The sequence below is a fragment of the Microbacterium sp. 67-17 genome (assembly GCF_001898325.1).
GTDB classification, from domain to species: domain Bacteria; phylum Actinomycetota; class Actinomycetes; order Actinomycetales; family Microbacteriaceae; genus Microbacterium; species Microbacterium schleiferi.
This window is the reverse complement of sequence record NZ_MKTR01000024.1, coordinates 247,484-272,354: the sequence shown is the minus strand read 5'-3', so window position 1 is coordinate 272,354 and position 24,871 is coordinate 247,484. Positions and strand designations below refer to the sequence as shown.

The following is a 24,871-nucleotide window of genomic DNA, read 5'->3' as shown; positions in this document are numbered from 1 at the left end:
GGGTTACATCCGTTCGGGAGCTCCGACGCCCAGCAGCGTCAGTCCGTTGCGCAGCACCTGGCCGGTGGCGTCGTTGAGCCATAGCCGCGTCTGATGCACCGGCGCGACGGGGTCGTCACCGAGCGGGATAACGCGGCAGTTGTCGTACCACCGGTGGTAGAGACCCGCGAGCTCTTCGAGGTAACGGGCGATCCGGTGAGGCTCCCGCACCTCCGCAGCGAACGCGACAGTGCGGGGGAATTCCTGCAGGGCGCCCAGCAGCGCCGACTCGGTCTCGTGCGTGAGCGTTTCGGGTGCGAACACACTGCGGTCAACACCTGCCGCCGCAGCGTTGCGTCCCACGTTGTGCGTGCGGGCATGCGCGTACTGCACGTAAAAGACCGGGTTGTCGTTCGTCCGCTTCTGCAGGATGTCGAGGTCGATGTCGAGGTTCGAGTCCGTGGAACTGCGCGTGAGGGCGTAGCGGGCGGCATCCACCCCGACGGCCTCGACGAGGTCTTCGAGGGTCACGACGGTGCCGGCGCGCTTGGACATTCGCACCGGCTGGCCCTCACGCAGCAGGTTGACCATTTGACCGATGAGGATCTGCAGGTTCACGTATGGCTCGTCACCGAACGCGGCGCACATCGCCATGAGTCGCTTGACGTAGCCGTGGTGGTCGGCTCCGAGCATGATGATGCACCGGTTGAAGCCGCGTTCGCGCTTGTCGAGGTAGTACGCCAGGTCGCCCGAGATGTAGGCGGGCTGGCCGTCGCTCTTGATGACGACGCGGTCCTTGTCATCGCCGAAGTCGGTCGAGCGCAGCCAGATCGCACCGTCCGCCTCGTAGATGTGGCCGAGATCGCGCAGCCGGTCGACGGCCCGGGTCACCGCGCCGGATGCGTGCAGGTCGTTCTCGTGGAAGTACACGTCGAAATCGACGCCGAAATCGTGCAGGCTCTGCTTGATCTCGTCGAACATGAACCCGACGCCGAGCTCACGGAATGCTTCCTGCTTGGCCGGGGCATCCAGAGCATCGAGGTCGCCACCGTGGGCATCCGTCACCCGCGCCGCGATGTCGGCGATGTAGGCGCCGCCGTACCCGTCCTCGGGAGCCGGTCGCCCCTCCGCGGCCGCGACCAGACTCCGGGCGAAGCGATCGATCTGGGCACCGTGGTCGTTGAAGTAGTACTCCCGCGTCACACTCGCGCCCTGCGAGGCAAGGATGCGGGCGAGCGCATCTCCGACGGCAGCCCATCGGGTGCCGCCGATGTGGATCGGACCCGTGGGGTTCGCCGAAACGAACTCGAGGTTGATGACCTGGTCAGCGAGCACCGTCGAGGTACCGAAGGCAGCGCCGGCATCGACGATCGTCTTGGCAAGTGAGCCGGCGGCCGCGGCATCCAGCCGAATGTTGATGAACCCGGGACCCGCTACCTCGACGCTCGCGACACCGTCGACCTGCTCGAGGCCCGCGGCGATCTCGGCGGCGAACTCACGGGGGTTCACACCCAGGCTCTTCGCGAGCTTCAGCGCCGCGTTGGATGCCCAGTCGCCGTGGTCGCGGTTCTTGGGCCGCTCCAGGGGCAGGTCGGCGGCGGTCAGATCGGATGCCGCGCCTTCACGTCGCGCCTCGGCAAGGGGCGTGATCACGGCGACGAGGGCAGCGGAGAGTGCTTCGGGGTTCATGGCCGATCCAGTCTAGGCGCGCAGCGGGCCCTCCCCTCCCGCGTCCTGCATCCTCCTTCGGCCGCTCGGCCCGCTCACGCCTCAGCCGAAAATCCGATCGGGCGCCGATAATCGGCTCGGGACCGGCGCCAGAGGCGCCCGATCGAATTCTCGGTGTGTTCGTGGCTTGTCTGCGGGGGTCAGGCCAGTTGCACGAGGGCAGCGAAGTCATCGGCGGCGTCGGGGCCGGATGCCGCGGGTGCGGCATCGACTGGCGCGATTCGAGCGTCCACGCGCATCCGATCAAGGCTGAGGTTTCCGCCGTGGTAGCTGAGGAAGGCACAATCCGCGGCATCCCGGCCCGTCGCGATGCGCACGAGCGAGCGCCGGTCAGCCAGCCGCGTGGCGTCGATGACGTACCAGGCGCCCTCGAGGTAGGCCTCGGCCACGGCGTGGAAGTCCATCGGCTCGAGCCCCGGCGCGTAGCAGGCGGTGTAGCGCGCCGGCACGTCCATCGCACGAAGGAGCGCGATGACCAGGTGGGCGTAGTCGCGGCACACGCCCTGCCCGGTCATCAGGGTCGTGACTGCCGAGTCAGTGCCAAGACTCAGTCCCGGCGTGTAGGTCACGGTCTCGGATACGAACTCCGACACGGCGAGCAGAAGCTCCTCGCCGACAATGCCTTTGAACTGCCGCCGGGCCTGCGAGAACACCTCATCGGATTGGGCGTACCGGCTCGGACGCAGGTAGGTGATCGCCTCGAGGTCGCTCGTCGGCCGGGACGTCACCTGTTCGTCGACGACGGCGTCGTACCGAACCTCAAGAACCCCCGGCTCGCCGCAGAAGCGGTGCAGGCGGCTTCCGGTCTGGTCGATGATCTCGATCGGCGTGTAGACACGATCCCCCTGCGAGAAGGTGAGATTTTCACTCAGAACCGGTGCATGCTGGGCGACGGCGATCTGGAAGATGAGGTCGATGGATGCCCGGAGTTCCAGGTCCAGTTCGGCGGTCACGATGCGATGCACCGGAGTATCCTCGCACGCCCTGAAGACCTGCGGATGACGCGTCCCGGTGACCCGGGCTCGGGGCGGTCAGGGCAGGCCCGGCGGGCGATGGTAATCTCGATCGGTACGCCTCCGTAGCTCAGGGGATAGAGCGTTGGTTTCCGGTACCAAAGGTCGCAGGTTCGATTCCTGTCGGGGGCACGTTATAGAGAATGGGACCGCCCGAAGGGCGGTCCCATTCTCTATCTCTACACCCACCGTCAGGCGGGCCCCTGCCGCCGGAGGCTCCGCGCGCTGCATCCGGAATGTAGGACAAATCCGCAGCGCAGGATGCTTCGGCGCGCAACCCTCCTACCTCAGCGATAACTCCTACGCTCGTGCGCACCGTCGCCGACGTCCGCGCACCCCACTTCCGCTGCCGCGACCGCGCCGATAGCCTGCCCCCGACGGCACTCGGGGAGAGATGATGGCGAATCTATTCAGCAGGCACGCGCACGACGTCTTCGAAACGGGGTTCTACAGCGAGGACTTCGACTTCGAGGTGCGGATCCAGCTCGGGCAGGCCCCCTACGGTGGCTCGGACGTCGGCGAGGTGCTGCGGACCATCGCAGACGTCAAAGACGGAGACCACGAGGGATGGCAGCGGGCGTGGAGCGCCCTCGGCGGGCGCCTCACCACGCAGGCGGCGGCGTCAGCGGATGCCGGGCATCGCGCCAGCGCGGCGGCAGCCTACCTGCGCGCGGCGAACGCCTACTCCCCCGCTGTGAGCGCAGCGGCAGCGTTGGGTGATGAGGACCTGCTGCAGCACACCTTCCGCGCCCACCGGGCCGCGTGGGATGCGTTCGTCGATCACGCGTCATACCCGGCGGAGCGCCTCGCGATCCCGTACGAGGACACGACGATGCCGGGGTATTTCTTCAGGGCGGACGCGGATGGCACGAAGGCGCCGACCCTCATCCTGGTCAACGGCAGCGACGGGTCTATCAGCAGCATGTGGGCGACCGGCGGGCTCGGCGGCCTGCAACGCGGGTACAACGTGCTCATGTTCGACGGGCCCGGTCAGCAGTCCATGCTCTTCGATCGGGGCATTCCCTTCCGCTACGACTGGGAAGCAGTCATCACGCCGGTCGTCGACGCACTCGTTGCTCGCGACGACGTGGATGCCGACCGTATCGCCGCGTACGGCATCAGCCAGGCCGGGTACTGGCTCCCCCGCGCCCTGGCATTCGAGCACCGGATCGCCGCTGCCGTGGCAGACCCGGGAGTCGTCGACGTGTCGCAGTCGTGGCGCGCCGGCATCCCGAAGTCCGAGATGGAACTGGTCGAGAAGGGCGAGAAGGAGAAGTTCGACCGAGGCATGGAGATGGCCCTGCGCTACTCGAAGTCCGTCGCACGCCTCTGGAACTTCCGCGCCAAGCCGTTCGGCAAGGACAGTCCCTACGACACCATGGTCGAGATGCTGCGGTACCGCCTCGACCCCGAGGTTGCCGCGAAGATCACGACGCCGCTGCTGATCACCGCTCCCGAGAAGGAGCAGTTCTGGCCTGGCCAGTCCGAACAGCTCGCCGCGATGGTGCCCGATGCCACGCTTCAGCAGTTCACGGCAGACGAAGGCGCCGATTACCACTGTCAGCCACTGGCGCGCCTGCTCACCGACGAGCGCATGTTCGACTGGCTCGACGCCCGCCTCCGGCGCTGAAGAGCCGCGGCCCCGCCTCGTCAAGGTAGGAGAAATCCCCGCCGCAGGATGAATCTCTGCTGATTCGTCCGACCTCGGGGATTTCTCCTACGTCCGTGATGCCGGCCAGCAGCTCCCTGCGGTCAGGGGAGGACGATCTCGAAGTTCGGATCTCCGGGTTCGAGCACGGCGGCGAGTTGCTCGAACACCCGCATGTCCCCTTCTGTGTCGACACCCGGGCTGGTGCGGTCTCCGCCGAGGAGGGCGAGCAGTCGCAGCTTCGGCATCCGCAGCACCAGCGGGGCGTCGGCAGGCTCCGAGCGCACGACGTACACGAGCACCCCGTTGCGAAGCGTCACCCGGTAGGTGACATCCAGGTCGGTGAAGACGAGATCCAGCGTCAGATCCAGGTCCCACGCGGCCGGCCCGTTCACAGAGATCGCGAGGGAGTCCAGCAGCTGCTCGGGTGAGAGCTGCGCGACGATCGACGGCGCGTTCGGACTTGTCGGGGTGCCGAAGCTCCCCGACGCCAACTCGGTGGCCCCCGACAGGAAGAAGTTGCGCCAGGTACCGTTCTCGGACCCGTAGCCAAGCTGGCGCAACGTCGCGGCATAGAGTTCGCGCACGCCGCCGTGCTCGGCATCCACGAAGGTCGCGTGATCGAGAAGGGTCGCCGCCCACCGGAAGTCGCCCTCGTCGTACGCCGCCTGAGCGAGCTCGATGACGCGGTCGATTCCGCCCAGCACCGAAACGTAGCGCTCCGCCAGAGCCGCCGGAGGGTGCGGCCACAGGCGCGCCGGGTTTCCGTCGAACCAGCCCATGTAGCGCTGGTAGATCGCCTTGACGTTGTGACTGACCGAGCCGTAGTACCCGCGGGCATTCCAGGCGTTCTCGAGCGCCGGCGGAAGCTGGATCACCTCGGCGATCTCGGCTCCGGTCATGCCCTGGTTGAGCATCCGTAGCGTTTGGTCGTGGAGGTAGGCGTAGAGGTCACGCTGGGTCGAGAGGAACTCCACGATCTCGTCACGTCCCCACGTCGGCCAGTGGTGGGAGGCGAAGACGACGTCGGATGCCTCACCCCACCGTTCGACGGCTTCGGTCAGGTACTGCGACCACACGTGCGGATCGCGCACGAGCGCGCCGCGGAGGGTCAGGATGTTGTGCAGGTTGTGGGTCGCGTTCTCGGCCATGCACAGCGCGCGGAAGGACGGGAAGTAGAAATGCATCTCGGCTGGCGCCTCGGTACCCGGTGCCATCTGGAACTCGATCTCCACCCCGTCGATCGTGTGCCGCTCGCCGGTTTCGCGGATGTCGAGGGTGGGCACGATGAGGCCGACGGACCCCGTCGAGGTGGTCTGACCGAGGCCCGTCCCGACCTGTCCGCGCGGCCCTCGCGGGAGCGCTGCGCCGTACATGTACCCGGCGCGACGGCCCATCGCGGTGCCGGCGTAGACATTCTCTGCGACCGCGTGGGCCACGAATCCCTCGGGTGCGATGATCTGCACGGCGCCCGCGTCCACCTCTTCCTGGGATGTCACACCGAAGACCCCGCCGAAGTGGTCGGCGTGGCTGTGCGTGTAGATCACCGCGACGACCGGTCGCTCGCCTCGGTGTTCGCGGTAGAGAGCGAGTGCGGCGGCGGCGGTCTCGCTGGAGATGAGCGGATCGACGACGATGACCCCGGTATCCCCCTCGACGAACGTGATGTTCGACAGGTCGAAGCCCCGCACCTGATAGATCCCCGGAACGACCTCGAACAGACCGTGCCGCGCGGCCAACTTCGACTGACGCCACAGACTCGGGTGCACGGATGCCGGGGGCTCGCCCTCGAGGAAGTTGTAGCTCTCGCCGTCCCAGACGACGTCGCCTGCGGCATCCGTGATCACGAGGGGATCCAGAGTGCCGAGGAAGCCGCGCTCGGCGGCGACGAGATCGCGATCGTCGTGAAACGGAAGCGTGTTCAGGGCGAGGGCGTGGGCGTCGACAATGGCCGGAGCCGGGTCGAGAGATTCACTCATGGCATCAGCGTGACTGAAGCTCCGTCGGCGCGCAAGGGCTAAAGGGCCCAGTCCTCCTGGGGGTAGATCAGATGAGAAACAACCCATCGAACAGGCCCGGATTGTGCGCGTGGACCAGCACGGCGAAGACCACCGCGTCGAAAAGCAGATGCACGGTGACGACGTACGCGAGCGAGCGGGTGACGAGGAAGATGTAGCCCTGCAGGAGCGCGAACGGGATCGTCAGGAATGGACCCCACGCCTGGTAGCCGAGTTCCCACAGGAACGAGACGAACACGACAGCCTGCAGCAGGTTCGCGGTGATCGGATGCATGTGCCGAAGCAGCAGGACGAACACCGTGCAGATGAAGAAGAGTTCGTCCCAGATGCCCACGGCGCCCACCCCGACGAACAGCCGGGCGATGAGGTCGGGAGTGTCAACCACCGGCCAGTTCAGGTACACGCCGGAAGTGATGAAGTAGAACGGCAGGATGAGCCACCCGAGCACGAGCACACCCACAAGCCAGGCCCACTGAAACCACGTCCAGCGCCCGCCGCCCCGCCACGGGAATCCGATCGCCCGGTCCCGATAGACCAAGCGCGAGATCAGGTAAGGGACTGCCACCGCTCCCCCGAGCGCCACCCCGAACCGAAGGATGGCGAGGTTGTCGAGCTCGGCCTTGAGCGGGATGGCGCTGACGATCAGCATCCCGATGGCGATGAGTGAGAGATCGCGCACGATCGAGGGGTCGCGAGAGACGACGCGGGCTGTGTCCGGCCGCGTCCCTGCCCGCACGATCGGGCGGGCAGGGACGGGCGCAAATCTCTCCACCAGCACGGCTGCGATCAGACCCGCCGCCAGGAGCATCCACCCGAGCCAGGGCAACAGGGCGACGAAGAACGCGGGAGCTGCCAGCACGACCAGCAGGGCCGGCAGGACGCGCCACGAGATCGCAGGAAGCCGGTGCGGAGCGCCGTGCGCGGCATCCGCGTGGCTGCTCACGCAGACCGCCGGTAGGTGAGGTCGCGGATCTCGCGCCCGGCGCGGGTGCCTTTGCGTTCAAAGGCCGTGAGCACGCGACCGTCGAAGCGAGGTGCCCAGTCGCCGTCGAAGGCGCGAGTGAACCCCGGCGCAGCATCCAATACCGACACCATCTGGTCGGCGTAGTCCTGCCAGTCCGTGGCAAGTCGAAGCACACCGCTCGGCCGCAGAACGGATGCCGCGAGCGCCGCGAACTCGGCCGTCACAAGCCGCCTCTTGGCGTGCTTCTTCTTGTGCCAGGGGTCGGGGAAGAAGATCCACAGCTCATCGACGGATGCCGAGGGCAAGAGATGCTCGAGAACCTCGGGAGCGTTGCCCTCCACGAGTCGGAGGTTGTCCAGGTTCGCCCGGTCGGCGTCGAGCATCGTGCGCGCAAGCCCCGCCCGAAAGACCTCGACTGCGAGGAAGTGCGCGCCTGGCTGGCCGGTTGCAGCATGCACGATCGCGTGCCCCTGGCCCGATCCGATCTCGACGATCAGGGGCGCCGTCCGTCCCCACACCGCCGCCGGGTCGATGGTCGAGTCCGCTCGGATGCTCGTGGAGGCGGCATCCCGCTCGACGGGGATGAGCATGCGGGGACTGACCTCGTTCCAGGCCCGCTGTTGCGCCTCCGACATCCGGCCGCTGCGGCGGACGAACGAGACGGGGTGCTGACGATAACCCGTCGGGGCTTCGCCGGAAGATGTCATCGCGGGGGCGCGACCGGTCACGGATACCCGATGGTCCACAGCAGGAAGACCGCCGCCACCTGCAGTCCGAGGCAGCCCAGCAGAAGCCACTGCCTGCGATGCTGCGTCGACGAGAAGCGTTCATCGCCGAGCAGGGGCGAGAGCGGCATCATGAGGCGGAAGGTCGACTGCTGGGGCAGGAAGACACCGAAGAGGTACAGGCCGTAGCTTGCCGCGTACGCCACGATCACCAGACCCAGCTTGCGCGTGGGCTTGGAGAAGATCCACCACGCGAATGCCGCCATGATCGCCAGCACCAGAAGGATGCCGAACACGTTCAAGTACGTGCCGAAGAACCGGAACCAGGGTGTCATGGGCACGAAGTCGCCAGTGCCGACGAGTGGAATCCACCAGGCGGTCTCGGTACGGACGTAGGCGTGCGGGATGCCGGTGACGGCATCGGCGATGTAGGTCCACGAGAGGCCCGCCGCCGCGATCGCGATCCCGCTGGCGGCAAGGCTGAGTCGCTGGGTCCAGGGGAACGGGTCGGTGCGGTGTTGCAGCCACCGCACGAGGAACACGATTCCGAGGCCCAGCGCGAGAGCGAGGACGCCGGGTCGGGTGTAGGCCGCGAGCACACCCACCGGCAGGATGAGGAGGTACTGGCGCTTTATCGCGAGGAGGAGGGCCGTGAAAACGAGCAGGAGGAACAGCGACTCGGCGTACGCGAGCACGTAGACGAACGACAGAGGCGCGAAGGTGAACAGGACGATGCCCCACCAGGATGCCTGCGGAGTCGTCACGCGCCGCAGCAAGAGGAAGAGCACGAGGGTAGCGCCGAGGCTTGCCGCGATGCTGACGATGATCCCGATGATTCCCTCGTTCACGCCGGTCAGGTCATGGCCCACCCGCTCGAGGAATGGCAGAACCGGCAGGAACGCCCAGTCGTTGGGCTGAACGATGCCCTCCTCCATCGGGAGCCGGATCGGATAACCGGTCCGGGCGATGTTGAGGTAGTGGTCAGCATCCCACCCCGTGAGAAAGGTGAGGAAGGTGCGCACATGGATGCCGAACGGGCCGAAACCGAGGTCAGCGAGACGCGAGATCTCGAAGAACATCCACAGCAGCCCGAGGTTGACGGCGCGACCTATCGCCCAGATCCCGACGACCTTGGTCAGCGTCCCGGATGCGATCGGTTCAACGCCGACGCGCTCCGAGGTGAGGTCTGAGAGCCATTCGCTCAGAGCGCGAGGAAGACCTCGCCATCCCCGGGAGGAGGGGGCTCTCCGAGGGGAGAGCGCGACATCCTGTCGAGAGGTGGGAACCACTGCTGACCTTCCGCGCACACAAAAGGAGGCGAGAACGCCTCTGTCTAGTATGCCAGTCTCTTCGGCAGGACCAATTCGGCCGTCAGCGCGACTCCCTCAGTCCGAGGCAGTCACGTAGTCGATCAGCTCCTCGACGCGACCGAGCAGCGATGGTTCCAGGTCGCGGTAGCTGCCGACCGCGCCCAGTATCCGCCGCCAGGCACGCGCGAGGTCCGCGGGGGTGTCGCTCGGCCAGCCCAGGGCGCGGCACGTTCCGACCTTGATGTCGACCCCGCGCGGCACGGTCGGCCACGCGCGAAGCCCGAGGGCAGCGGGGCGCACGCACTGCCACACATCGATCTCGGGGTGACCGACGATCAGGAGGTTCTGCCCGTGCCTGCCGCGCATGATCTCCGCGGCGATGCGGGCCTCTTTCGATCCGGTGACCAGGTGGTCGACGAGGATGCCGTACCGGCGGCTCGCTGACGGAGGCTCATCATCGAGCATGGCGGCGAGGCGGTCGATCCCTTCGAGGTACTCGACGACAACGCCCTCGGCACGCAGATCATCTCCCCAGACTTTCTCCACGAGCTCGGCGTCGTGGCGCCCCTCGACGAGGATGCGGCTTGCTCGCGCAACGCGCGCCCGCTGTTCGGGAGCCGCGAACGAGCCGGATGCCGTGCGCTTCGGCTGCTGCGCGGCGACCGGCCGGTGCGCGACGAGGACGACGTGCGAACCATCCAGCAGGAATCCGGGTCCGAGCGGGAAGCGGCGTCGTGCACCGAAGCGGTCTTCGAGTTCGACTGTTGCCGCGTCAGCCTGTGTCACAGCGCCGCAGAATCCGTCGGCCTGCACCTCGATGACAAGGCCCCGCTCTGCCGGCACGCGTGCACTCTCGGAGCGGCCATGTCCGCGCCAACCGCTTGCGAGCACGTCAGTTCCGTAGCGATCATCCACCACCGCACCTGCCTTTCGGGGACTCACCCTACGACGCACGCTGTGAGGATCCGGTGTGCCTCGCGGAGTGCTTCCCCGGGGCCTTGCCCCATCAATAGGATCGAAGAGTGCGGGCTTCGCACGCCGGGAGGGGAATCGATGCCGACTCGATGGTCATTCGGGGCCGTCCTGAGCGCGGTGACGACAGTGGCATTGCTCTCGATCATTGCGGCGCCGGCAAGCGCCACCGATCCGGTTACACTCGACGCCTCGTACGTCCTCGACGAGGTCGATGCGCTCAGCGCTGCCGATGAGGCGGCCGCCAACGCCACCCTCGCCGAGCTGTACGAGTCGACCGGAATCGATCTCTACGCCGTGTTCGTCGACGACTTCACCAACCCGTCGAACAGCCAGGAGTGGGCAGACGCGGTAGCGGAAGACAACGGGCTCGGACCCAGCCAGTACCTGCTTGCGGTGGCCACCGAGTCGCGCCAGTTCTACACCTCGGCCGATTCCTCCGGCCCGCTGAGCGAAGATCAACTGCTGGCCATCGAGGACGAGATCAAGCCCTATCTGAGCGCCGGCGACTACCTCGGTGCGATCACAACCGCGGCCGCTGGGTTTGAGGAAGCCCTGGCCGGCGGAGCTGGGGGCGGCGGGTTCTTCACGGTCGTGCTGCTCGTCGTGGTGGTCGGCGCCCTCGCTGGCCTGGTCATCTGGATCGTCATTCGTTCGCGTCGAAAGCGGCAAGCCGATCCGCAGGCGGTGAGTCTCGATGAGCTCGCCCGGCGCGCCGCATCGGCGCTGGTAGCAACGGACGATGCGATCACCACGAGCACGCAGGAACTGGGGTTCGCTCGCGCGCAGTTCGGCGACGCGGCGGCTGCCGAGTTCGAGAAGACCCTTGCCGCGGCCCGAGCGAGCCTCATGGAGGCGTTCTCGCTGCAGCAGCGCCTCGACGATGCCGAGCCCGATACTGAGGCTCAGATCCGCGAGTGGAACCTCGCGATACTCGACCTGTGCGGGAAGGCGAACACGGCGCTCGACGAGAAAGCCGCGGAGTTCGAGGCCCTGCGCGAGCTGGAGCGCACCGCGCCCCAGGCGCTCGATCGCGTTGCCGCGGACCGTGAAGAAGCCTCAGCTGGCATAGCCGGCGCCGAACGCGCACTCTCTGACCTTGAAGCAGCGTTTCACCCGGATGCCCTTGCGACTGTCGCCGACAACCCCGACCAGGCGCGGGAACGCCTAGCCTTCGCTGATGCTGCGCTTTCCCGGGCCCGGCAGGACCTCGCTGCCGGCAAGACAGCCGAGGCCGCGGTCGCGATCCGCGGCGCCGAGGATGCTGTAGCCCAAGCACTGCAGCTGGAGCGCGCGATCGACACACTGGCACACGACCTGCGGCAGGCGGCAGCGAACGCGCAGAGCGTCATGGCCGGGATCGAAGCCGACATCGCAGCCGCGCGCGCACTTCCCGATCTCGATGGGCGCCTGGCTGGTGTCGCGGCGAGCACGACGCAACAGGTCGCAGCGGCCCGAGCTCTCCTGGATGCCCCACAGCAGCGTCCGCTTGCCGCGCTGCACGCGCTCCAGGAGGCGGACCGGCAGATCGACGAGGTCCTGCAAACAGCGCGGGACGCGCAGGCGCGAGCGCAGCGAGCCCAGCAGGCGCTCGCGCAGATCTCGATGCAGGCGAGCTCTCAGATCTCCGCTGCCGACGACTTCATCGCCGCTCGGCGCGGCGCCGTCGGCGCCGAGGCCCGGACGCGACTGGCCGAGGCCCGCGCAAGCCTCGCCACCGCGCAGCAGATCCAGGTTTCCGACCCCGCGCAAGCCCTCCCTCACGCACAGCGCGCGGAACAGCTCGCGTCTGAGGCGATTCGGGCCGCCCAGCGCGACGTGGGTGCCTTCGATGTCAGCGGCTATGGCGGCTCCCGCGGTGGCGGATCGAACGGCATGATGGGCGCAGTTCTCGGCGGCATCGTGCTCAATTCGATCCTCTCCGGCGGCGGAGGCGGTAGGGGCGGCGGATTCGGCGGCGGGTCACGCGGCGGCGGATTCGGCGGCGGATCACGCAGCGGCGGATTCGGCGGCGGGTCACGCGGCGGCGGAGGCTCTCGCGGACGCCGCGGCGGGGGCCGTTTCTAGGCACGATCGACCACCACTCACACACCCAGACGGAAGGACATACCGATGGCAAAGCAGTCAATCTTCGGACGCATTTCAACCCTCATGAAGGCGAACATCAACGCGATGCTCGACCAGGCCGAGGACCCGCAGAAGATGCTCGACCAGCTCGTGCGCGACTACACGAACAACATCGCAGACGCCGAGGCTGCCATCGCCGAGACGATCGGCAATCTGCGCCTGCTCGAGCGCGACCACCAGGAAGACCTCCAGTCGGCATCCGACTGGGGAAACAAGGCGCTTGCCGCCAGCCGCAAGGCCGACGAGTTCCGTGCGGCGGGCGACCCGGTGGATGCCGACAAGTTCGACAACCTGGCCAAGGTCGCCCTACAGCGCCAGATCGCGGCCGAGAACTCCGCGAAGGCTGCGGCCCCGCAGATCGCCTCGCAGACCGAGGTCGTGAACAAACTCAAGGACGGCCTCAACGGCATGAAGCAGAAGCTCGAGCAGCTCAAGGCCAAGTCGGCCGAGCTGGTCGCGCGTCAGAAGACCGCCGAGGCCCAGACGAAGGTCGTGGATGCCGTCAAGTCGATCGATGTTCTCGACCCGACCAGCGAACTCGGCCGCTTCGAAGAGAAGGTTCGCCGCCAGGAGGCCATCGCGCAGGGCAAGACGGAGCTCGCCGCCTCGAGCCTGGACGCCCAGTTCGAGAGCCTCGACGATCTCGGTGAGCTCACGGAGGTCGAAGCTCGCCTCGCCGCACTCAAGTCCGGCGGTGCCCCCAAGCCCGCCATCGAGGGCTGACCGAACCAGCCGATGGCTCACTTCGTCATCGCCCCGCAGTGGCAAGGCTCCGGGTCGGCTCGCGCAATGCAGCTGATCGACGGCGCCGAAGCCATCGCGGGCGACCTCCCGGCTTCGGCCTGCACCCGTTTGGAGGTGCCGGTCGAAGCCGGTGAGAGCCTCGAGACCGGCATCCGTCGGGCCAGCTCACTCGTGCGCATCCGCGATCTCGTCCGGGATGCCGTGGCGAGCCTGTCCGAGCCGGTGGTCGTGATCGGCGGGGATTGCGGGGTGACCCTCGGCGCGCTGGAGGCAGTCGCGGCTCCCGACGTCGCGGTTGTCTGGTTCGATGCCCACGCCGACCTGAACACCCCGGAGTCCTCGCCCAGCGGAGCGTTCTGCGGCATGGTGCTGCGCGCCGCTCTCGGAGGCGGAGCCGATCGACTCCGCCTTCCCCACGGCATCCTGACCCCTGACCGGGTCGTGCTGGCCGGCACCCGAGAACTCGACGACGCCGAACAGCAGTACGTCGATCAGCACAGCATCCGCCGGGTGCTGCCTCGGGACCTGGCCGATCCCGAGACGCTCGTCGCCGCGGTGGCAGCGACCGGCGCTGCACGGGCATACGTCCACATCGACATCGACGTCTTCGATCCCTCCGTCGTTACGGGAGTGTCCTCACCCGTGCCGTTCGGTCCGGATGCCGGCGAGGTCATCGCAGCAGTCCGAGCGGTACGTGATCGCTTCCCGATCGTCGGGGCGACGATCGCCGGCTTCTCTCCCGCGTCTGCGGACACCGCGATTGAAGACATGCCGACGATCCTGCGCCTTCTCGGGGCGCTGGCGTGACCCCGATTCCGACGCCCCCACCGGGGTGGGAGGCTGCCGCGGAGCGGGCCGTCGCGCGAGGTCAGCTGCTGGATCGCTGGCTCCCGCTGCTGGACTCCCCGGTTTCGCGGGCAGGCTCCGTCATCGGAACCGCCATCGGCTTTGTCTGGGGCTTCCTCTGGAGCACAGGCAGGGTGCGAGTCCACCGGGGCGCCGACAGCACGGTGTTGTATGTCTTTTCCGGCATGCCCTCGTGGACGTTCCCCCGCGGCGGCGTGTGCGTCGGCGCCTGCTACCTCACGGCAACCAATGACGGCCCGCGCGTGCTGCGGCACGAGCTCGTCCACGCGCGGCAGTGGCGCCGCTACGGGATGCTGATGCCGCTGCTCTACCAGCTCTCGGGCCGCAACCCGCTAGGCAACCGCTTCGAGATCGAGGCGGGCCTCGCGGACGGGAACTACATCCCGCGCCAGCGACCGAAGAGAGCAGTCAGTCGATGAGCACCTCGTCCAGAGCGACGAGTTCGTCATCGCTCATGCCGTGGGCGCGCAGGTAGTCTCGCGGCGACCCGTAGGTCTCATCCAGGCTCTCCAGAAGCCCCGCGATCGCCGCGGCGGGAGACTTCGTGGCCAGTTCCTCGAGGTTGACCGAATCCGGGTGGAACTGGCGGATGCGAGCCACGACGTCGCGGTTGCGCGATTGCGGCAGGAGAGCCTCCGTGCGCGCATAGTCGGCGATGACGGCATCCCTGTCGACTCCCGCGGCGGCCAGCGTGATTGCCACGGTGACACCCGTGCGATCTTTGCCGACCGTGCAGTGCACCAGGACCGGCTGATCGGCCAGCACTCCTCGCACGACGTCGACCACACGCCCCGCTGAGTCATCGACGAGCCGGCGATACATCTCCGTGAGCGGAACGTCCTCGACGAAGAACGAGGCTACCGAGCCCAGGAACAGCGGAACCCGCTGCACCACGAGCTCACGGTCATCGAATCGGCTGGGCGCGCCGGCGACTTCGGCGTCGTCGCGAAGGTCGATGACGCGACGGATTCCGAGCCCCGAGAAGGCACGGATGCCGTCCTCGTCCAATCGCGCGAGATTTCCCGACCGGTAGAGCACGCCCTCACGGGTCCGACCTGCGCCAGCGGAAAGACCGCCGGTGTCCCGGAAGTTGATCGCCCCGGAGATGTCGAGTGTGCTCACGGCCTTCGACCCTATCGGGGTCGCATGATGCCTGCCTGTGCGCTGGTGGTCGTCGAGGTTGCGAGAGCGGGGCCACAATGGTTTGGTCACTCCCTTGCGACCACGGACGGACAGCGATGACCACGCCTGACGATGAGTTCCGATTCCTTTCCACAGACGCCCGCAGCGTCGGAGTGGCCGGAGACCTCCCACCGGTCGAGCGCGTGTCGCTCATCCTCGACGATGGACGCACCCTGAGCGCCCTGCGCTTCGGGGACACACCGCCGGTTGCCACCTTCATCCACGGCGCGGGGCTGAACGCACATACGTGGGACTCGACGATCCTGGCGCTGGGCCTGCCCGCCCTCGCGATCGACCTTCCTGGGCACGGCGACTCGTCCTGGCGATCCGACGCCGCCTATACCGCGGCGAGTCTGGCACCCGATGTGGCAACGGGTATCCGGGCATGGACCTCGACGCCGCAGCTTGTCATCGGACACTCGCTGGGAGGACTGACGGGCGCCGCACTGGCGGCATCCGTTCCCGAGCTCGTGACGCAACTGATCATCATCGACATCACCCCCGGCATCGATCCGAACGCCGGTGCAGCGCAGATCAGAGCGTTCTTCGCGGGACCGACCGACTGGCCAAGCCGCGACGAGTTGGTCGATCGCGCGCTGGCCTTCGGCCTCGGAGGCGGCACCCGAGAAAAGGCGGAACGCGGCGTATACCTGAACTCGCGAGTCCGCGAAGACGGACGCGTCGAATGGAAACACCACTTCGCTCACCTGGCCTCGGCTCTCGCGGCAGCGCCCGAGCTTGCCGCCCAGCTCGACGCGCAGCAGGACGCGCTTTCCGAGATCCTGTCGGCGACGGGATGGAACGACATCGCCGCCGTGACAGCACCGCTGTCGCTGATCCGCGGGGAGCAAGGCTTCGTGACGACCGAAGATGCGGCGGAGTTCAGCAGGCGCCGGCCCGACGCCGTTGTCGTCGCCCTTCCGACCGGCCACAACGTCCACGAGGAAGCACCGACAGCACTGGCTCAGACCATCACCGAACTGCGTAGCGTCGAACAACGATGACGTCACGTTCGCGGCTCGATGAGGGGAACGCCGCAACCGGACCCTAGAGTTGTCTACCGCAGATCCCCTTCGTGCTCCGCGTGCCCACCAGCTTCGCCGCGGATGCCCCCCGGAAAGGACTCCCATGTTCCGCCGCACCGCTCTGGCCGCGTCGGCCTTGCTCGCCGCGAGCGCCCTCGTTCTGACAGCCTGCACCGGAAGCAGTGACCCCGCATCACCGGCTTCGGGGGCCCCCGACCCTGACGCGTCGGTCGCGATCCGTCTCGTGCTGGAGCCGGGCAACCTCGACATCCGACAGACCGCGGGCGCCGCCCTCGACCAGATCCTCATCGACAACGTCTACCAGGGGCTCGTCGGCCGCACCCCGGAGCAAGACATCGTCCCCGTACTCGCCGAAGAGTACGACGTGTCGCCAGATGGGCTGACGTACACCTTCACCCTGCGCGAGGGAGTGACCTTCGGTGATGGCCAGGAGCTGACCCCGCAGGATGTCGTGTGGTCGCTGACGACCAGGCGCGACACCCCGGAATGGGCGGACTCCGCTCGGCTCGCGAACATCGCATCGATCACAGCCGAGGGGCAGGACATCACGCTCACCCTCTCCGAACCCGATTCGAGCCTGCTGTGGAACCTGACCGGTCGCGCCGGACTGATCCTCAAAGAGGGCGACACGGTCGACTACGCCACGGCAGCCAACGGCACCGGCCCGTTCCTGCTCGACTCCTGGCGTCAGGGCGACTCGATCACGTTCGTCCGCAACGACGCCTACTGGGGTGAGCCCGCAGCGTCCGCGGAAGTGGTCTTCGACTACATTCCGGAGACGCAGGCCGCCCTGAACGCGGCGCTGGCCGGCGAGGTCGATGTCGTCACCGGGTTCGACGCGAACTTCACCGATCAGGTTGAAGCGGACGGCGGGTTCGAGGTTGTCCTCGGGCAGTCGACCGACAAGGGAACGCTCGCAATGAACCAGTCTGCCGGTAGCCCGCTGGCCGATCAGCGCGTGCGCCAGGCGATCCGCCAAGCGATCGACCACGACGCCTTCGTCGCGGCGCTGGGAGCCGGCCAGACGCTGTCCGGCCCGATCCCCGAGCTCGACCCCGGCTACGAGGATCTCTCCGACGTGGCCCCCTACGACCCGGATGCCGCACGCCAGCTGCTCGCCGACGCCGGAGCGGAAGACCTCGATCTCACCCTCACGATCCCGTCGTTCTACCCGACCACAATCCCCCAGATCCTTGTCTCCGACCTCAACGAGGTGGGCATCACCCTCACGGTGAACAGCGTCGACTTCCCCACCTGGATCAACGACGTCTACGTCAACCAGGACTACGACCTGAGCTTCGTGCTGCACACCGAAGCCCGCGACTTCGAGAACTGGGCGAACCCGGACTACTACTTCACGTACGACAACCCCGAGGTGCAAGAGCTGTACCAGCAGTCCCTGGCCGCGACGGACGAAGCAGAGGCCGCTGCTCTGCTGGCCGAGGCTGCCCGGATCGTGTCCGAAGACGCCGCCGCCGATTGGCTCTACAGCGGCGCCTCCGTCGTCGCTGTAGGCACGGGAATCAGCGGGATGCCATCCATCAACGTCAACGAACGGCTCAACCTCGCCGACCTCGCCAAGATCGCGGGCTGAGGCGGGCTCTGACGAGGTCATCGTGATGCGTCGGCTCGCGCCCGCCCCGGGGGCGAGGGCGGTGGGGCTCGTCGGGAGAGACACGTGACCCGGTACGTCGTGACCCGGCTCGGCCTGCTCGTGGTGGGGCTCGCCGTGGCAAGCGCGATCATCTTCGTGACGCTTCGCGTTCTTCCCGGTGACGTGGCGCAGCTGATCGCGGGAACGAACGGCACGCCTGCACAGATCGAGGGCATCCGAGAGCAACTCGGGCTGAACCGCCCGCTGATGGTGCAATACCTCGACTGGATCGGTGGGGTCCTTCGGGGGGACCTCGGCACGTCTCTGCTTACCGGTACGCCGGTGGCCGAAGAGCTCGCTGAGAAGGCGCAGATCACCCTGCCCCTCGGCATCCTGTCGCTGACCGTCGCGGTTCTGTTCAGTGTTCCGCTCGGTGTCGCCTCCGCGATCTGGCGCGGCCACCGCCGCGGCACCATCATGAGCGTGAGCGCCCAGACCGTCGCTGCGGTTCCCGTGGTCTGGGCCGGCATGATGCTTGTCGTCGTCTTCGCCGTCTGGCTGGGCTGGCTCCCCGCCCAGGGCTTTCCGCGCAACGGATGGAACGACCCGGCGGCGGCGATCCGCTCGCTGATCCTTCCCGCCGTCACGATCGGAATCGTGGAAGGCGCCATGCTCCTACGCTTCGTGCGGAGCGCAACACTCCAGGCCATCGGACAGGATTACGTCCGCACGGCAGCCGCCAAAGGCCTGACCCGCACGACGGCACTCATCCGGCATGGGTTGCCGAATGTCGGGCTGTCGGTCATCACGGTCCTCGGGCTCCAGGTCGCGGGCATCATCGTTGGCGCCGTGATCATCGAGCAGCTCTTCTCGCTCCCGGGCATCGGTCGGATGCTCGTGGACGACGTGGGAGCACGGGATCTTCCCAAGGTCCAGGGCGAGCTGCTGGCACTCACGGGCTTCGTCCTGATCGTGGGGTTCTTCGTCGACCTGCTCCACAGGATCCTCGATCCCAGGCAACGGGAGGCGTCGTGACTCTCCCCCGAGGTGGCGCACGCAGCGGGCGCCCGCTGCGAACGCGGTGGCTGCGGCGCGTGTGGGCAGTGCCGACGGGGCGCTTCGGAACCTGCGTCGTCGCCGCGATCATCCTGGTCGCTCTGATCGCTTGGGTATGGACACCGTTCGATCCGCAACAGGTCAACGTGCAAGACCGCTGGCTTCCGCCGAGTTGGCCGCACCTGCTCGGCACGGATGGCGCAGGGCGCGACATCCTGAGCCTCGTGATGGCCGGCGCAGGAACAACGCTCTGGGTGGCAGTCGGGTCGGCGGTTGTAGCCACGGTCATCGGGATCGCGTTGGCAAGCCTCGGTGCTCTCACGACACGCTGGGTTCGCGAATCGGTGGCGGTCCTGATCGACATCCTCGTGGCATTCCCCGTACTGCTGGTGGCCATGATGATCTCCGCGGTGTGGGGCGGGTCGCTGTGGGTCGTGATCTGGTCGGTAGGGATCGGCTTCGGCGTGAACATGGCCCGCGTCACGCGACCCGAGCTGCGACGCGTCCTCCACAGCGATTTCGTGCTGGCAGGAACCGCGGCAGGCCTCACCCCGATGCAGAACCTCTGGCGCCACCTCCTCCCCAACGTCGCACCGGTGTTCATCGTGCAACTGTCGTGGGCGATGGCCGTCGCGGTTCTTGCCGAAGCCGGCCTCTCATACCTCGGTTTCGGTGCGCCAGTGACCGAGCCCTCCTGGGGAGTCCTGCTTCGGGACCTGCAGCAGTACCTGACCGTCTATCCGCTTGCCGTGCTCTGGCCAGGCCTGGCGATCACGGTGACAGTTCTCGGGCTGAACCTGCTTGGCGACGGCATCCGTGAGGCATCCGACCCGACTCTGGCCTCGACGACCGGCGCCGCGCGAGTGTCGCGCACGCACATGCCCGAGGTGGTCTCATGAGCCTCGAGGTGCACGGGCTGACGATCGAGATCGGCGGCGAGCGCGTCGTCGACGGTGTCTCGTTCGAGGTCCCGGACGGCGGGACGGTGGGGCTCATCGGAGAATCCGGATCCGGCAAGTCCCTGACGGCGCTGGCGATCGTGGGGCTTCTACCCCAGGGTGCGCAGGCATCGGGCAGCATCCGTTGGCGCGGACAGGAGGTTCTGGGCCTTCACGAGCGTGCTCTCGCGGAGCTCCGCGGCGACGAGATCGGCATCGTGTTCCAAGATCCCCTGACAGCCCTCAATCCGGTCCGGACAGTCGGACGGCAGATCGCCGAGTCGGTTCGCATCCACGAACGACTGCGAGGCCGCGGGCTGCGGGAACGCGCCATCGCCGAGGCCGCTCGAGTCGCGCTGCCCGAACCCGAGGCCATCATCAAGCGCTATCCGCACCAGCTCTCCGGGGGCCAGCGCCAACGTGTGGCCATCGCCATGGCGCTCGCGTGCCGGCCTCGTCTGCTCATCGCCGACGAACCGACGACAGCGCTCGATGCGACGGTGCAGGCCGGGATCCTCGACCTGTTGCGCGGCCTCACCGCCGACGAAGACATGTCCCTGCTGTTCATCACCCACGACCTGGCGGTGCTCGCCCAGGTCGCCACTCACGCCGTGGTCCTCGAACGCGGTCGCGTCGTCGAGGCCGGGGCGGTTCCCCGCCTGCTGAGCGCGCCGCGCGCGGCTGTCACGCAGGGACTGCTGCGTGATGCGACAGCCACGCTCTGGCGCGGGCAGACCTCGGGTGGGGACGCATGAGCGCTGAATTCGTGCGCGCGCAGGCGCTCACCCGGCGTCACCGCACCCCACCCACGCGGCTGTTCACGAAGCCCGTTTTCACAACGGCTCTGGATGCTGTCGATCTCACGCTCGAAGAGGGACACAGCCTCGGGGTCATCGGCGAATCCGGTTCCGGCAAGTCCACCCTCGTCCGCCTCCTCCTGGGCCTGGACACACCGACCTCCGGTTCGGTGCACATCGACGGCCGCGAGGTCGACGCGTCAGCATCGGCCAGGTCGCTGCGGTGGCTGCGGCGCGACACCGGCATCGTGTTCCAGGATCCCTATGCCTCACTCGACCCCCGCATGAGCGTGGGGCGCATCGTCGGCGAGCCGCTGTGGGCACTCGGCATCCCCGGCGACCGGCGAGCGCGCGTGCGGGAGGTTCTCACCCAGGTCGGTCTGGATGCTGCGGCAGCCGACAGGTTCCCGCACGAGTTCTCGGGCGGCCAGCGTCAACGCATCGCTCTCGCCCGGGCGATCGCACACCGGCCCCGCCTGCTCGTCGGTGACGAGCCACTGTCGGCGCTCGACGTCACGGTGAGAGCGCAGATCCTTGGTCTGTTCGACCGACTCCGACAGGACGAGGGCATGACGATCATCATGGTCTCCCACGACATCGGCGTGGTTCAGAACCTCTGCGACCGGGTGGTGGTCATGAAGGACGGACGGATCGTCGAACGAGGCGAGACATCCAACGTCCTGCGTGCGCCCGAGGCCGACTACACGCGAGCGCTCTTGGCCGCGATCCCGTCGATCACTCCCCCGGGCGAGGCTCCCGCGGACCGCCGCCGCGACGGAACAACCCCTTCTTCACCGGCTTGAGCGACTTCTGCAGGTAGATCGTTCCGAGCCACCGCCCGAACTTGAAGCCGACGCGACCCATCCGCCCGACTTCGGTGAAGCCCAGTCGCTCGTGAAGAGCAATCGAGGCCTCCGCGCCCTTGTCGCTGATGACGGCGACAATCTCGCGAATGCCCCTCTGCTGGCAGGCCTCGATGAGCGCCTCGAGCAGGGCGCGGCCGAGGCCCTTGCCTGCCGCAGCCTGGCCGAGGTAGATCGAGTTCTCGACGGTGTAGCGGTATGCGGACTTTCCTGCCCACGGCTGCACGAGCGCGTAGCCCAGGATCTGACCGGTCGGTGACTGAGCGACGAGAAAGGGCAGGTCGAGCTTCGCCAAGAACGCGAACTTCTCGCGCCATTGCGCGATCGACCAGACCTTCTCATCGAAGGTCACGACGGAGTTGCGCACGTAGTAGTTGTAGATCTCCCGAATGTCGGGGATGTCGCGCTCCTCGGCGGCCCGGATGACGTAACTGAACGGCCCTTCAGGCTCGGACCGCCGTCGCAGATGGAAGGGAAGCCGCCGCTTCTTGTCGTATTCCTCTTCCAGCATGAGATCAGCCTACGCCGACCGCTCGACGCGCCAGTCGATCGGTTCTGCCCCCTGCTGCTCCAGCAGCTCGTTGGCCCGGGAGAACGGGCGGGAGCCGAAAAACCCACGGCTCGCCGACAGGGGTGAGGGATGCGGCGACTCGATGATCGGAACCGGCCCCAGCAGGGGCCGCAGATTAGCGGCATCCCGCCCCCACAGGACGGCGACAAGCGGCTGGTCGCGTGCCGCCAGGGTGCGGATGGCATGCTCTGTGACAGCCTCCCAGCCCCAGCCGCGGTGTGAGCCTGGGGCGCCCGGCGACACCGTGAGCACGCGGTTCAGCAGCATGACGCCCTGATCACTCCAGGCGGACAGGTCGCCGTGCGAAGCTGGCGGGATGCCGAGGTCGTCGTTGAGCTCTCGGTAGATGTTCGCGAGGCTTCGCGGCAGGGGCCTCACGTGAGCGTCCACCGCGAACGAGAGCCCGATCGGATGCCCGGGGGTCGGATACGGATCCTGACCGACGATGAGTACGCGCACATCCGCCAGCGGCCGCGCGAAGGCCCGGAGAACCCGATCTCCCGCAGGCAGGTACCGCCGTCCCGCAGCTGCCTCCGCCCGCAGGCGCTCGCCGATGCCGGCGATCCGATCGGCGACCGGCGAGAGCGCGTCGGCCCAGCCGCCGTCGATCAGACCGGCGTCGGCGAGCTCTGGCAGGGACATCGCCATCGATCAGGCTGGTTCCTGAGCCGCGGCATCCTGCTCGATGACCGACCCCTGCCACGACCAGGGGAAATCGATCCAGAGGTCGGTGTCTTTCCACGACCAGTCTGGACGGATGATCGTCGTCGGCTTCGTGAAGATGACGACGCTACGCACGATCGCGCCACGATCGGTCAGGAGCCGCACCGCCAGATCGAGCGTGCGCCCGCTGTCGGCGACATCGTCCACGAGAAGGACGCGACGGCCTTCGAGGTAGGCCATATCCATCTCTGGGGGCAGGAGCTCGGGATCGGGAAGCACCGTGCCGATGCCGGTGTAGAACTCGACGTTGATCGCCCCGCAGTTCTTGACGCCGAGCCCGTACGCGATGGCGCCGGCAGGCAGGAGCCCGCCGCGGGCGATCGCGACGACCACATCGGGCATGAAGCCATCAGCCACGATGGTGCGGGATAGCTCACGCGTGGCATCTCCGAACCCTTGCCAGGTCAACGTTTCCCGCTCGGTCGTCACCGGTTCTCCTCTCGGTTGCCCCCGCACCAGACTAGGCGGCGCCGCGGTGCTATTCTCGCGGACGTGCCCGCCGCATCCGCCCTCGACCGGTTGCGCGGAACGGGCCTGGGAATCACTGCAGGGCTGATCGGCTGGTTCATCCTCGTCGAATTCGTCAGCGGCATCATCCAGGGCTACTACGTTCCGCTCTTCAGTGACATCGTCATCGACCTCGGCATCCACGATTCGGATGTGAACTGGTTCGAAGCTGCCCAGCTGCTGCTGTCTGCGCTCGTCGTTCCCATCCTCGCGAAGCTCGGCGACATGTACGGGCACAAGCGGATTCTGCTGATCTCGTCCATCCTGACCGCTGCAGCCAGCTGGTGGCTCGTGTTCGCGGGAGACTTCTGGACCTTCCTGATCGCGTGGGCATTGCAGGGGTTCTACGTCGTCTGGCTGCCGCTGGAGGTCGCGCTCATCTTCGAGCGCGGTCGCCGCCAGAACCGCGGCGTTTCCTCCACCCGGCGCGCAGCTGGGCTCCTCGTCGTCGGACTGCAAGCCGGTGCGATCGCGGGGGCGCTTGCCGCAGGCGCGATCTTCGAAGCGACCGGCGACCGCACCGTCACGATGATGATTCCCGCGATCGCGGTCACCCTCATCGCCGGGGTCATCTGGCTCGGTGTTCCCGAGTCTGAGCCCACGACGGGTCGGCGCCTGGACACCTGGGGCTTCGTGCTGCTGACGTGGGGTCTGTTGCTGGTGACGGGCGCCCTGGTCTACATGCGCATGATCCCGCAACTCGACCTCGGCGAGAACGCGTGGTGGTGGGTGGTCGCGCTCTTTGCCGCCGGGCTTGGCGTCTTCGTCTGGTTCGTCCGGTTCGAACTGCGACAGGACGACCCCGCGATCGACATCCGGGTCCTGCGGCGACCCGAGATGTGGCCCGTGCAGACGACTGCGTTCCTCGTGGGAATCAGCCTGCTCGGCGCCCAAGGGCCGCTGTCGACGTACGCGGGAACCGACTCATCTCTCGGCTACGGACTGGGGCTGTCGGCGTCGCAGCGCTCGTACGTGATCGGCGTGTATCTGCTCTCCCTCATCATCGGCGCCATCATCTTCGCCGTGCTGTCGCGTCGGGCCAATCCCCGACTCATCCTGATCGGCGCATCGCTTCTGGTCGGCATCGGCTACACGCTGTTCTTGCCGTTCCACCTCGAGCTCTGGCAGGTGCTGCTGAACCTCATGATCGCGGGCCTCGGCTCCGGCGCTCTCGTCGGGGCGCTGCCTGCGGCGGCTGCGGCGGCAGCCCCACGTGGACAGACCGGCATCGCCTCCGCGCTGACCAACACCACCAAGACCGTCGGCGGCGCCTTCGCGTCAGCCGTGTTCGGCGTGCTGCTTGCAGCCGGCGCCGGGGCTGTCGCCAGCGAAACCGCGGCATCCCTCGGCGGCTACCTCGCCGTCTGGGCGATCTGCGCCGGCGGCGGTTTCCTCGCAGCCCTGCTGCTGCTGTTCGTCCCGAAAGTCGCCTTCGCCGACACCGACACGAGCCAGCTCGAGGCCACCCAGGGCAGCGGACAGCTGACCTGAGCGTGGTC

General features: G+C 67.5%; 23 protein-coding genes and 1 tRNA gene. 13 read left to right on the top strand and 11 right to left on the bottom strand.

The features are described 5' to 3' along the window. Positions 1-3: 3 nt before the first annotated feature. A complete protein-coding gene (gene argS, locus BGO47_RS11005; RefSeq protein ID WP_292711877.1) occupies positions 4-1,668 on the bottom strand; it encodes an arginine--tRNA ligase in 1,665 nt (554 codons plus the stop codon). Positions 1,669-1,847: 179 nt separating this feature from the next. Next, positions 1,848-2,672, bottom strand: coding sequence for a transglutaminase family protein (locus BGO47_RS11000; protein ID WP_292711876.1), 825 nt, complete (start codon positions 2,670-2,672; stop codon positions 1,848-1,850). A gap of 107 nt (positions 2,673-2,779) precedes the next feature. Between BGO47_RS11000 and BGO47_RS10995 the strand changes: the two genes are divergently transcribed. Continuing rightward, a tRNA-Arg gene (locus tag BGO47_RS10995) sits at positions 2,780-2,852 on the top strand. A 265-nt stretch (positions 2,853-3,117) separates the two neighbouring features. Next, a complete protein-coding gene (locus BGO47_RS10990) occupies positions 3,118-4,350 on the top strand; it encodes a dipeptidyl aminopeptidase (protein WP_292711874.1) in 1,233 nt (410 codons plus the stop codon). A gap of 122 nt (positions 4,351-4,472) precedes the next feature. Here the strand turns inward: BGO47_RS10990 and BGO47_RS10985 are convergent, their stop codons facing one another. The 5 genes from BGO47_RS10985 to BGO47_RS10965 all read right to left on the bottom strand — a co-directional run bounded on the left by BGO47_RS10985 (position 4,473) and on the right by BGO47_RS10965 (position 10,300). Continuing rightward, positions 4,473-6,347 carry an alkyl sulfatase dimerization domain-containing protein gene (locus BGO47_RS10985; RefSeq protein ID WP_292711872.1) on the bottom strand — a complete coding sequence of 625 codons (1,875 nt, stop codon included), beginning with the start codon at positions 6,345-6,347 and terminating at the stop codon, positions 4,473-4,475. 67 nt (positions 6,348-6,414) lie between these two features. Further along, on the bottom strand, positions 6,415-7,278 hold the full coding sequence (locus BGO47_RS10980) for a CPBP family intramembrane glutamic endopeptidase (protein WP_292712151.1): 864 nt from the start codon (positions 7,276-7,278) through the stop codon (positions 6,415-6,417). A gap of 47 nt (positions 7,279-7,325) precedes the next feature. Continuing rightward, positions 7,326-8,057, bottom strand: coding sequence for a tRNA (guanosine(46)-N7)-methyltransferase TrmB (gene trmB / locus BGO47_RS10975; RefSeq protein WP_292711870.1), 732 nt, complete (start codon positions 8,055-8,057; stop codon positions 7,326-7,328). Between the two features lie 17 nt (positions 8,058-8,074). Continuing rightward, entirely contained in the window at positions 8,075-9,364 is a 1,290-nt protein-coding gene (locus BGO47_RS10970) for a hypothetical protein (protein WP_292711869.1), read from the bottom strand. A 96-nt stretch (positions 9,365-9,460) separates the two neighbouring features. Continuing rightward, the gene (locus BGO47_RS10965; protein WP_292711867.1) at positions 9,461-10,300 is read right to left on the bottom strand and encodes a DUF3097 domain-containing protein; all 840 of its coding nucleotides are present in this window, start codon (positions 10,298-10,300) and stop codon (positions 9,461-9,463) included. Between the two features lie 138 nt (positions 10,301-10,438). On the opposite strand from BGO47_RS10965, the gene BGO47_RS10960 reads away from it, so the two are divergent. Genes BGO47_RS10960 through BGO47_RS10945 form a run of 4 tightly spaced genes read left to right on the top strand, consistent with a single transcriptional unit; the run spans position 10,439 to position 14,514 of the window. Then, on the top strand, positions 10,439-12,424 hold the full coding sequence (locus tag BGO47_RS10960; RefSeq protein WP_292711865.1) for a TPM domain-containing protein: 1,986 nt from the start codon (positions 10,439-10,441) through the stop codon (positions 12,422-12,424). Positions 12,425-12,469: 45 nt separating this feature from the next. Next, a complete protein-coding gene (locus BGO47_RS10955) occupies positions 12,470-13,207 on the top strand; it encodes a PspA/IM30 family protein (protein ID WP_292711863.1) in 738 nt (245 codons plus the stop codon). Positions 13,208-13,219: 12 nt separating this feature from the next. After that, positions 13,220-14,035 carry an arginase family protein gene (locus BGO47_RS10950; RefSeq protein ID WP_292711861.1) on the top strand — a complete coding sequence of 272 codons (816 nt, stop codon included), beginning with the start codon at positions 13,220-13,222 and terminating at the stop codon, positions 14,033-14,035. Continuing rightward, complete coding sequence (locus BGO47_RS10945; protein ID WP_292711859.1) at positions 14,032-14,514, top strand: Fe-S oxidoreductase; 483 nt, start codon at positions 14,032-14,034, stop codon at positions 14,512-14,514. Before BGO47_RS10950 ends, BGO47_RS10945 begins: the two co-directional genes overlap by 4 nt. Here BGO47_RS10945 and BGO47_RS10940 read toward each other — a convergent pair. Continuing rightward, positions 14,504-15,217 (bottom strand): tyrosine-protein phosphatase, encoded by a 714-nt coding sequence (locus tag BGO47_RS10940; RefSeq protein WP_292711857.1) that lies wholly within the window; start codon positions 15,215-15,217, stop codon positions 14,504-14,506. The genes BGO47_RS10945 and BGO47_RS10940 overlap by 11 nt on opposite strands. Before the next feature lie 116 nt (positions 15,218-15,333). On the opposite strand from BGO47_RS10940, the gene BGO47_RS10935 reads away from it, so the two are divergent. From BGO47_RS10935 to BGO47_RS10910, 6 genes are all read left to right on the top strand, one after another. Next, positions 15,334-16,281: an alpha/beta hydrolase gene (locus BGO47_RS10935; protein WP_292711855.1), complete on the top strand. Its 948-nt coding sequence runs from the start codon at positions 15,334-15,336 to the stop codon at positions 16,279-16,281. A gap of 124 nt (positions 16,282-16,405) precedes the next feature. Further along, positions 16,406-17,917 (top strand): ABC transporter substrate-binding protein, encoded by a 1,512-nt coding sequence (locus tag BGO47_RS10930; RefSeq protein WP_292711853.1) that lies wholly within the window; start codon positions 16,406-16,408, stop codon positions 17,915-17,917. An 84-nt stretch (positions 17,918-18,001) separates the two neighbouring features. Then, complete coding sequence (locus BGO47_RS10925; RefSeq protein ID WP_292711851.1) at positions 18,002-18,952, top strand: ABC transporter permease; 951 nt, start codon at positions 18,002-18,004, stop codon at positions 18,950-18,952. After that, positions 18,949-19,872 carry an ABC transporter permease gene (locus BGO47_RS10920; protein WP_292711849.1) on the top strand — a complete coding sequence of 308 codons (924 nt, stop codon included), beginning with the start codon at positions 18,949-18,951 and terminating at the stop codon, positions 19,870-19,872. Before BGO47_RS10925 ends, BGO47_RS10920 begins: the two co-directional genes overlap by 4 nt. Beyond that, a complete protein-coding gene (locus BGO47_RS10915) occupies positions 19,869-20,666 on the top strand; it encodes an ABC transporter ATP-binding protein (protein ID WP_292711847.1) in 798 nt (265 codons plus the stop codon). The genes BGO47_RS10920 and BGO47_RS10915 overlap by 4 nt, the downstream gene beginning before the upstream one ends. Further along, positions 20,663-21,511, top strand: coding sequence for an ABC transporter ATP-binding protein (locus tag BGO47_RS10910; RefSeq protein WP_292711845.1), 849 nt, complete (start codon positions 20,663-20,665; stop codon positions 21,509-21,511). The genes BGO47_RS10915 and BGO47_RS10910 overlap by 4 nt, the downstream gene beginning before the upstream one ends. Here BGO47_RS10910 and BGO47_RS10905 read toward each other — a convergent pair. From BGO47_RS10905 to BGO47_RS10895, 3 genes are read right to left on the bottom strand one after another with little or no spacing between them, the layout of a single operon-like run. Beyond that, the gene (locus tag BGO47_RS10905) at positions 21,444-22,082 is read right to left on the bottom strand and encodes a GNAT family N-acetyltransferase (protein WP_292711844.1); all 639 of its coding nucleotides are present in this window, start codon (positions 22,080-22,082) and stop codon (positions 21,444-21,446) included. The two genes, BGO47_RS10910 and BGO47_RS10905, sit on opposite strands and share 68 nt — an antisense overlap. 9 nt (positions 22,083-22,091) lie before the next feature. Continuing rightward, entirely contained in the window at positions 22,092-22,790 is a 699-nt protein-coding gene (locus BGO47_RS10900; RefSeq protein ID WP_292711843.1) for a uracil-DNA glycosylase, read from the bottom strand. Positions 22,791-22,793: 3 nt separating this feature from the next. Next, positions 22,794-23,294, bottom strand: coding sequence for a phosphoribosyltransferase (locus BGO47_RS10895; RefSeq protein ID WP_292711841.1), 501 nt, complete (start codon positions 23,292-23,294; stop codon positions 22,794-22,796). A 63-nt stretch (positions 23,295-23,357) separates the two neighbouring features. On the opposite strand from BGO47_RS10895, the gene BGO47_RS10890 reads away from it, so the two are divergent. Next, positions 23,358-24,863 carry an MFS transporter gene (locus BGO47_RS10890; protein WP_292711840.1) on the top strand — a complete coding sequence of 502 codons (1,506 nt, stop codon included), beginning with the start codon at positions 23,358-23,360 and terminating at the stop codon, positions 24,861-24,863. The last annotated feature ends 8 nt before the right edge of the window (positions 24,864-24,871 follow it).

Excerpts from the sequence above, each read along its gene's own strand:
- argS (WP_292711877.1), bottom strand. The coding sequence starts at position 1,668 with ATGAACCCCGAAGCACTCTCCGCTGCCCTCGTCGCCGTGATCACGCCC.
- BGO47_RS10990 (WP_292711874.1), top strand. The coding sequence starts at position 3,118 with ATGGCGAATCTATTCAGCAGGCACGCGCACGACGTCTTCGAAACGGGG.
- BGO47_RS10985 (WP_292711872.1), bottom strand. The coding sequence starts at position 6,347 with ATGAGTGAATCTCTCGACCCGGCTCCGGCCATTGTCGACGCCCACGCC.
- trmB (WP_292711870.1), bottom strand. The coding sequence starts at position 8,057 with ATGACATCTTCCGGCGAAGCCCCGACGGGTTATCGTCAGCACCCCGTC.
- BGO47_RS10960 (WP_292711865.1), top strand. The coding sequence starts at position 10,439 with ATGCCGACTCGATGGTCATTCGGGGCCGTCCTGAGCGCGGTGACGACA.
- BGO47_RS10955 (WP_292711863.1), top strand. The coding sequence starts at position 12,470 with ATGGCAAAGCAGTCAATCTTCGGACGCATTTCAACCCTCATGAAGGCG.
- BGO47_RS10950 (WP_292711861.1), top strand. The coding sequence starts at position 13,220 with ATGGCTCACTTCGTCATCGCCCCGCAGTGGCAAGGCTCCGGGTCGGCT.
- BGO47_RS10935 (WP_292711855.1), top strand. The coding sequence starts at position 15,334 with ATGACCACGCCTGACGATGAGTTCCGATTCCTTTCCACAGACGCCCGC.
- BGO47_RS10930 (WP_292711853.1), top strand. The coding sequence starts at position 16,406 with ATGTTCCGCCGCACCGCTCTGGCCGCGTCGGCCTTGCTCGCCGCGAGC.
- BGO47_RS10915 (WP_292711847.1), top strand. The coding sequence starts at position 19,869 with ATGAGCCTCGAGGTGCACGGGCTGACGATCGAGATCGGCGGCGAGCGC.
- BGO47_RS10910 (WP_292711845.1), top strand. The coding sequence starts at position 20,663 with ATGAGCGCTGAATTCGTGCGCGCGCAGGCGCTCACCCGGCGTCACCGC.
- BGO47_RS10905 (WP_292711844.1), bottom strand. The coding sequence starts at position 22,082 with ATGCTGGAAGAGGAATACGACAAGAAGCGGCGGCTTCCCTTCCATCTG.
- BGO47_RS10900 (WP_292711843.1), bottom strand. The coding sequence starts at position 22,790 with ATGGCGATGTCCCTGCCAGAGCTCGCCGACGCCGGTCTGATCGACGGC.